This is a genomic window from Synechococcus sp. R6-7 (assembly GCF_047461695.1).
GTDB lineage: Bacteria > Cyanobacteriota > Cyanobacteriia > Thermostichales > Thermostichaceae > Thermostichus.
Genome location: NZ_JANSHS010000441.1, coordinates 1 through 749 on the forward strand (window position 1 = coordinate 1; position 749 = coordinate 749).

Genomic DNA, 749 nt, shown 5'->3' on the forward strand with positions numbered 1-749 from the left:
CGCTTAGCGGTCGGAGCCGGGTAGTTTACTACTGTGGGAATGCTGTCCACCGTTAAATGCTTTGTGGTGTGGACTGTCAAACTTCCGGCAGCCAGTCCTCTGCAAGCACCAACTCTGGAGAGTAGGGACAGACATCTGGAAATGTCGAGATTTCTATCCCCGTTTGCCTGGCTGCTTGGCGGCGCGCCCGTTGATAACTCTCTTCAAGTTGCTCTACCAGATAACCTTTTAGGCTAGGGCTATCTTCTATGGCCAATCCGATTTGGGTTCGCGCATCTGTAATGGAATCTAGCCAGCTATCTGAACGGCGCTGAGGTTGATATTGCCACTTGAGTAGATGCAGCAGAAGGCGAGTTAATTGACTGGTAATCCCTCGTCGTTCGCTCTTACCCAAATTCTCAACCTCTTCAATTAAGTGTGTTAGGTCAATTTCATGCCAGCGCCTTTCCCGCAATAGCCGGGTTGTTCGGTCAATCCACAAGTTAAAGTCTGTCGAGTATAGATTGCTCATAGCTTTGTCCTGCTGAAAAATAGGGTCGCGATAATTATGAAATCCAGACTACGTCCTTCTTGAGTTTACTACAATAAAACCTGTAACACCTGAGTTCTCAACCGTCTGGGAGCAGAGCACTCTGGTGATAAACCTTATCCAGACAACTCTTTCTATGGTCATTTCGATTTAAAGCAGGACACTGCACCCACACTTAAAGTGCACCGAGCCGGAAGGCTTTTCAAGGACTCCGTCCCGC

1 protein-coding gene is annotated in these 749 nt (G+C 48.3%); it reads right to left on the reverse strand.

The genetic code is table 11. The annotated features are described in order from the left end of the window. Nucleotides 1-76: 76 nt before the first annotated feature. Nucleotides 77-511 carry a DUF29 domain-containing protein gene (locus NW815_RS12350; RefSeq protein WP_011433505.1) on the reverse strand — a complete coding sequence of 145 codons (435 nt, stop codon included), beginning with the start codon at nucleotides 509-511 and terminating at the stop codon, nucleotides 77-79. Nucleotides 512-749: the final 238 nt, after the last annotated feature.